The organism is Rhodococcus sp. NPDC057014 (assembly GCF_042673295.1).
In the GTDB taxonomy this organism is placed as follows: domain Bacteria; phylum Actinomycetota; class Actinomycetes; order Mycobacteriales; family Mycobacteriaceae; genus Rhodococcus_F.
This window is the reverse complement of sequence record NZ_JBHUSF010000403.1, coordinates 1-6,943: the sequence shown is the minus strand read 5'-3', so window position 1 is coordinate 6,943 and position 6,943 is coordinate 1. Positions and strand designations below refer to the sequence as shown.

Annotated in this window: 4 protein-coding genes; 1 reads left to right on the top strand and 3 read right to left on the bottom strand. The window is 68.1% G+C overall.

What is annotated here, in order from left to right:
• Nucleotides 1-80: 80 nt before the first annotated feature.
• The 3 genes from ACFTZB_RS40950 to ACFTZB_RS40940 all read right to left on the bottom strand — a co-directional run bounded on the left by ACFTZB_RS40950 (nucleotide 81) and on the right by ACFTZB_RS40940 (nucleotide 5,190).
• Nucleotides 81-2,027, bottom strand: coding sequence for a primary-amine oxidase (locus tag ACFTZB_RS40950; RefSeq protein ID WP_378440953.1), 1,947 nt, complete (start codon nucleotides 2,025-2,027; stop codon nucleotides 81-83).
• Nucleotides 2,024-3,514, bottom strand: a complete 1,491-nt coding sequence (locus ACFTZB_RS40945; RefSeq protein WP_378440951.1) for an APC family permease — start codon at nucleotides 3,512-3,514, stop codon at nucleotides 2,024-2,026. Before ACFTZB_RS40945 ends, ACFTZB_RS40950 begins: the two co-directional genes overlap by 4 nt.
• A gap of 170 nt (nucleotides 3,515-3,684) precedes the next feature.
• Nucleotides 3,685-5,190 (bottom strand): aldehyde dehydrogenase family protein, encoded by a 1,506-nt coding sequence (locus tag ACFTZB_RS40940; RefSeq protein WP_378440949.1) that lies wholly within the window; start codon nucleotides 5,188-5,190, stop codon nucleotides 3,685-3,687.
• A 419-nt stretch (nucleotides 5,191-5,609) separates the two neighbouring features.
• Here ACFTZB_RS40940 and ACFTZB_RS40935 point away from each other — a divergent pair.
• A partial coding sequence (locus ACFTZB_RS40935; RefSeq protein ID WP_378440947.1) for an APC family permease occupies nucleotides 5,610-6,943 on the top strand: 1,334 nt, incomplete at its 3' end.

Here is a 6,943-nt window from a genome sequence, read left to right as displayed (position 1 = left end):
CCGCCACCAGTGGCTGGTGCGGCGGGCGGCCGTCGAGAAGGCCGAAGAAGAGGACGTCGAGAAGACGGTGGTCACGACGTCTAGCCTTCGCAGCAGTGCTTCGCGGTGCTCGCCGGCAGGTCGAGCGCGGGATTGCGGTCGAAGAACCCGACGGGCTTGAGCTTGAACCCGGCGTAGTCGACGGGCATGACCGGCCAGTCCTCGGGCCGGGGGAAGTGCGTCAGCCCGAACGTGTGCCACAGCACCAGGTCTTCGCCGTCGATGTCCCGGTTGCCGGCCACGAACGAGGGCAGACCGGCTTGGCCCGGGTGCTGGTTGACGAAGTCGCCCGCGGGATAGCGCTCGGACTCGTCGTATTGCGTCACCCACAGGTGTTTGGTCGCGAACGCGGCGCGGGCGGCGATCGAACTCGACGGGTCGGCCAGGAGCACCGGCTGCCCCTCGGGGTGCAGCGCGTACCCGACGTCCTGACCCAGGCGGTTCTGCTTGGTGGGATTGGTGATGTGCCAGACGCGCGCCTTGAGGTTGTCGGCGGTGCGCTGCCCCTCGGATTCGGTGGTCAGCGTGGTCTTCTGGCAGCGGAAGGCATTGCCCCACGGGTTCTCCGGTCCCATCGGGACGGGCACGGCATCCACCTCCTCGACCGTGTTCACGTTACCGTCGACGGCCATGTCGAGTCGAGCGGAGAAGAGGTGCTGGTGGAACGGGGCGCCGAGCCCGGGTGCCATCTGGGTGGAGAATCCCTCCGCGCCGCGGTACGCGGACGTGAAGACGATTCCGGTGGCCTTCGCCTCGAGTTCGATGGTGCCGTCCAGGTAGAGGTACCAGTAGAACCCGTAGTCGTAATTGCCTATGGTGAGGAAGAACGAGATGACGAGGCGGCGCGAGCGGCGGGTCTCGGTCATGCCGTTGAACATGTCGGTGTGCTTCCACAGGACGCCGTAGTCCTCCTCGTGGAGGCAGATCGCGTTCTTCATCACCCGCGGGTCGCCGGACTCGTCGGCGATGGTGACGTCGAAGTACTGGATCTCACCGAGGCAGTCGCAGCCGAGTTCGAGTGAGTTCGTGTACCGGCCGAACAGATACTCGCCCTGGTCGAAGTAGTTCTGCCAGTACCGAACCGGGGAGGGATCGGCGTACGGAACCACCATCTCGGCGATAGACGCACGGTAGATCACCGGCCGTTCCACCCCGCCGTCGTCGAACGAGAGCTGGTGCAGCGTCAGTCCTTCGCGCACATCGAAACCGAAGCGGAATTTCCAGTCGGCCCAGGTGATCTCGTTGCCGTCGACGGAGAAGCTGGCACCCTCGGGCTGGGTGATCTCGATCGGCTTGAGGTCGGTGCGGGTGGGTGTCGCGTGCGGCTCGGCATCCCATTCGCCGCGCTCAGCCGGCACCGGGAGTTCGATCTCGTCGACCACCTTCACGACGCGACGCTCGGTGAGGTCGACGTAGGCCACCACCCCGTCGATGGGGTGCGCCCACGGCAGGTCCGCCTTGTCCTCCTGGTGGAAGGCGAGGACACGAACGATGCGGTGCCCGACCTCGTCCTCGTGGCCGAACACACCGGCCGACAGGGGAACCGCCCGGACCTTCGACGGTTCGATGTCGCGCTTCGCCATCGCCGCGAGCCAGTCGGAGCTGCCGAGCAGGAACGCTTCGATGTCCTCGAACTCCTCGTCGAGGATCGGCACGTGGCCGTCCGTGGCGGAATCGACGGTGGCCCTGCTGATCACGCGGTTCTCCGTCACCGACACGACGAGGTCGGTGCCGATGCCGGTGGACCGGTCGAGCAGCAGGATCCGGGCGCGCCGCTCGATCGGGTCGCCGGGGGTGAACGCGAGGACCGTGGACTTGTGCGGCTCGGCGAGCGCGACGAACACGAAGCGCACGTTCTCGCCGATCAACCCCTCATCGGTGAGCAGTGCTTTCGCCGAGCGGATCTCGTCCGCGGACAGCGGCGTGAGCGGATGATCCGGGGCGGCGGACCTCACGGTGGCCGGGGTCTCGGTGGTGGCGGTACTCATCGTGCGATCTCCTTGTCGAGGACGGTGTCGTTCGTGTGGTGCTGAGGTAGTGCGGTGTCGTAGCGTGCGGCATGGGGCCGGAGCACTGCGACGGCTGCTCCGCCGGCGAAGGTTCCGACGAGCAGGACCCCGATGACGGCGGCGAGTGTGCTGGACCCGCCGACGAGAAGCGGGAGGTTGGCGACGGTCATGATCAGCAGCCCGGCCAGGCCGACGAGTCCGAGCAGAGGTGCGATCACCGTGTTCCACAGCCGCCGGTCCACCCGGGTCCGGCCGAAGTAGACGAGGACGGCCACGGACGTCAGGGTCATCAGGGCGACGATGCCGACCGAGGAGACCCCGGCGAACCAGGCGAACACCTCGGTCACCGGGTCGAGTCCGGAGACGGCGGACGCGAGGATCAGGACCAGGGCGGACGCCGTCTGCACGACCGACGCGATGTACGGCGACGCATGCTTGTCGTGCGAGCGGCCGCAGCCGGCGGGCAGGGCGGCGCTGTTCCCGAGCGAGAAGATGTACCGGGAGAGCACGTTGTGGAAGGACAGCAGCGCCGCGAACAGGCTCGTGATCAGGAAGATCTGGACCAGGTCGCCGGCGATCGCGCCGACGTACCGGGTGGCGGTCTCGGTGATCATGCCCTCCGGGTTCTCGGTGGCGACGGCCACCGCGCCCTCGTCGCCCCACGCGCTGACCATCGCCCAGCTCGACAGTGCGTAGAAGCCGCCGATGACCAGCAATGCCAGGTAGGTGGCGCGGGGAATGGTGCGGCCCGGGTCGCGGGCCTCGTCACGGAAGACGGCGGTGGCCTCGAATCCGATGTACCCGGCGATGGCGAAGATCAGGGCGATGCCGGGCGCCCCGGAGAAGAACTCGCCGGGGTGGAATGCCGCCGTCGAGAATCCCTCGTCACCGCCGCCGCGGAGGATGACGGCGGCGTCGATGACGAGGACGATGCCGACCTCGCAGACGAGCAGCACGCCGAGCACCTTGCCGGACAGGTCGATGTGCCGGTATCCGAGGATCGCGACGACGGCGGTCACGGCCAGGGCCCACACGTACCAGGGAAGTTCGGGACCGCCGTGCGCGGTGACGAAATCGTTGACGGCGACCCCGATGTATCCGTAGACCGCGCCCTGGACTGCGGTGTACGACAGCAGCGCGAGGAATGCGGCGCCGAGACCGGCATGCCTGCCCAGGCCCTGCGTGATGTAGGTGTAGAACGCGCCGGCGCCGGGGAGGTGCTTGGCCATCGCGGTGAATCCGACGGCGAAGAACAGCAGCACCACCGTGCAGACGAGGTACGACGCCGGATAGGCGGCGCCGTTGCCCGCCGAGATGCCCAGCGGGACGGTGCCGGCGATCACGGTCAACGGGGCCGCCGCTGCGACGACCATGAACACGATGGCACCGGGACCGAGGGTGCCTGCCAGTCTGCGAGACGCGCCGTCGCTGACTGCACTCGGGTGCGGTGAGGCGTTGGTTGTCATGGCTTCCTTCGACTTTCACGAGGAGAGGATCTGCGTGGATGCTCGGTGGTGAGCTCTTCGAACGAGCATGCGACTGCGGGTTGTCGGCGCGGTTGCCGAAGCGTCACGGTTCGTCGACGGCAAATGAGAACGCACGCAGGGCTGTTCTCATTCGACTCCGGTCACGGTCCCTAGAGCGCGATGTTGACGGACTTGCTCTGGGTGTATTCGGCGATGGCGCCCTCACCGAGTTCGCGTCCCCACCCGGACTGCTTGTAGCCGCCGAACGGAAGCGCCGTGTCGAAGGCATTGTGGCAGTTCACCCACACGGTGCCCGCCTTGATCTCGGCGGCCACCTCGTGGGCGCGGGACACGTCCCGGGTCCACACGCTGGCGGCGAGGCCGTAAGGGGTGTCGTTGGCGGCCGCGCGGACACCTTCCTCCCGGTTGAACGGCACCGCGACGGCGACCGGTCCGAAGATCTCCTCCTGGTACACGCTGAAGTCGCGGTTCACGTCGACCAGCAGGGTGGGCTCGACGTAGAAACCGGTGTCGCCGTGCCGCCGCCCACCGGAGAGGGCGCGGGCGCCGTCAGCGAGTCCGGCGTCGATGTAGCCGGTGACCTTGCCCAGTTGCTCCCCCGAGATCAGCGGGCCGATGTCGTTGGTGGGGTCGAGCCCGGGGCCGATCTTCTGCGACTTCGCGAAATCGGCTACCCCGGATGTGAATTCGTCGAAGATCCGATCCTCGACGAGCAGCCGCGTTCCGGCCGTGCAGGCCTGACCGTGGTTGAACAGGAATCCGCTGGCCACCCCCGGGATCGCGGCCTCGAGGTCGGCGTCGGAGAACACGACCTGCGGGCTCTTGCCGCCGAGTTCGAGGGACACCTTCTTCAGGTTCCCCGACGCGGCATTGACGATCTTCTTTCCGACCTCGGTCGAACCGGTGAACGCGACCTTGTCGACGTCGTCGTGGCTCGACAGCGCCGCGCCGATGTCGCCGAAACCGGTGAGCACGTTGAACACGCCGTCCGGGACGCCGGCCTCGGCGATCACCTCGGCGAGGAGCAGCGCGGTGAGCGGGGTCTGCTCCGCGGGCTTGAGGATCATGGTGTTCGCGCAGGTCAGCGCGGGCGCGACCTTGAACGCGGCCATCACCAGCGGGAAGTTCCACGGGATGATCTGCGCGCACACGCCGACCGGTTCGCGGGTGGTGAAGGCGTGGAAGCGGGCTCCGGGCGCCCACGGCACCGACACCGGGATGGTGCGGCCCTCGATCTTGGTGGCCCAGCCGGCGTAGTAGAAGAAGATCTCCGCCGCCCACGTCACGTCGACGGCCTTCGCCACCGCCACCGACTTGCCGTTGTCGATCGACTCGAGCTGCGCGAACTGATCCGCCCGGGCGAGGATTCCCTCGCCGATCTTCCAGAGGATCCGCTGGCGTTCGGCCGGGGTGAGCGCGCGCCACGGCCCCGACTCGAACGCCCGCCGGGCCGCCGCCACTGCCCGGTCCACGTCTTCGATGCCGGCGTGCGGGACTGTCGTGATCACCTGTCCGGTGCCGGGATCGACCGTCTCGAACGTCCTGCCCGACGCGGAGTCCACCCATCGGCCGTCGACGAACATGCGCTTCGGGGACGACACGAAGTCGACGACCCGGGGGTCGAGGGCGGCGGTGGTGTGAACGAGTGCAGTCATCATGTCCTCTTCGATGGAGTGAGCGGAACTGTGAATGAATCCGGCTTCGGCAGAACACTTTTGGCGGGAAGTTTCGCCTCGTCGTGCTGTGGCCCGAATCCACGATAAACCCCGGATGTGTCGCCGGTCACTACCAAATCCGGATGGGAATCCGGTCCTGCGGCATTCTCATTCGACTTTTCCGGCCGCGGCGGCGGCGATTCTCATTCCGGCTTTCCGGGTTGGCGCAGCTGATCCGGCCTGCCCGCAGGCGGCGGCTCCGGAATCGGGAAGGAATTCCCCGGCCATTCTCATTCGAGGTGACCGAAAATTAATTCCGATCGGCGCATCACGCTCGACTCCTGCGCTAGCGTGCAACTCATGCAGCCCGGGGTCGATCACGCGCGGGCAGGCGAGAAAGTGTGGAGAGCAGGTGCGTGGTGTCCGGTACACCCAGAATCAGAAGTAGATCACCGGTCGCCGGTCTCGAGCGCGCGCGCCTGAGTTTCGTCCAGGTGCTCGGGCAGTCCGTTTCCGCGGTCGCACCGTCGGCCGTGATGGTCACGCTGCCCGCTCTCGTCATCCCCGACGCCGGCCGGGCGACCATCGCGGTGTTCGTCGCCGCGGCGATTCTGATGACGGCGGTCGGCTACTGCGTCGGCCAGTTCGCGACTCGGATGGTGGCCGTCAGCGGCCTCTACAGCTACATCGTGAAGGGACTCGGGGCGGTGCCGGGTTTCGCCGGCGGCTGGTCGCTGCTCGTCGGCTACGCGGCCGCCGCCATGGCGAGCACGCTCGGCGCCGCGAGTTACCTCGCGGCGCTGCTCGGCCGAGTCGGGCTTCCGACGGGGTCGACGCTCATCGCGGTCCTCGCGGCGATCGTCGGACTGCTCGCCCTGATGCTGATGATCCGGGGCGTGAGGTTGTCGGCGCGGATCATGCTCGCCATCGAGGTCTTCGCCATCGTCGCCGCCTCGGCCGCGCTCGTGGTCGCGTTCGTCCAATCGGTCCGCGAGGGCGCGACCCCGTCCGCGGGCGGCGCGAAATCGGGGTCCGCGGTCGGGTTCGCCGTACTGCTCGCGATCACGTCGTTCGTCGGATTCGAGAGCGCGGGCACGGTAGCGCGCGAAGCCCGCAACCCGTTCGTCACCGTTCCGCGCGCCATCCGGTGGACCCCGATCGCCCTGGGCGTCCTGTACGTGTTCGCGGCCGCCCTGCAATTGCCGGAGCCGGTGCGGCAGGGAGTCGACTCGCTGCCGATCGTCCTCACGTTGCCCGACCCGTCCGGCGCCGGTTCGTCGGCGCTGTCGATCGTCATGGAACTCGGCATCACCGCCTCCTGGTTCGCCTGCGTCCTCGGTTCGACGACAGCACTGTCGCGAACGCTGTTCGCGATGGGCCGCGAAGGGGTGGTCCCGACCGTGTTCGGCCGGACGCACCACCGGTTCCACACCCCGCACGTGGCGCTGACGGTCGCGATGCCGGTGATCGTCGCCGTCCCCGTCCTCTACCTGTTCGTCAGCGGTTCGAGCCGCGACGTCCTGATCGGGCTGCTCGCCGTGTCCGCCCACGGCTACGTCCTCGCGTACGTCCTGCTGTGCGTCGCGACGCCGGCGTTCCTCCGGCGGATCGGCGAACTGACCCGGCTCCCCGTGGTCGTCGGCGCGCTGGCGGCGACGGCGATGGTCGCACTGGTCGGGTGGGCGGCGTTCTCGCGGACGTATGTCGCGGGCGCGGCGACCGCGGTCTACGTGCTTCTGATGCTCCTCGGCGC

Coding starts and splice junctions, on each gene's coding strand:
- ACFTZB_RS40950 (WP_378440953.1), bottom strand. CDS start 2,027: ATGAGTACCGCCACCACCGAGACCCCGGCCACCGTGAGGTCCGCCGCC.
- ACFTZB_RS40945 (WP_378440951.1), bottom strand. CDS start 3,514: ATGACAACCAACGCCTCACCGCACCCGAGTGCAGTCAGCGACGGCGCG.
- ACFTZB_RS40940 (WP_378440949.1), bottom strand. CDS start 5,190: ATGACTGCACTCGTTCACACCACCGCCGCCCTCGACCCCCGGGTCGTC.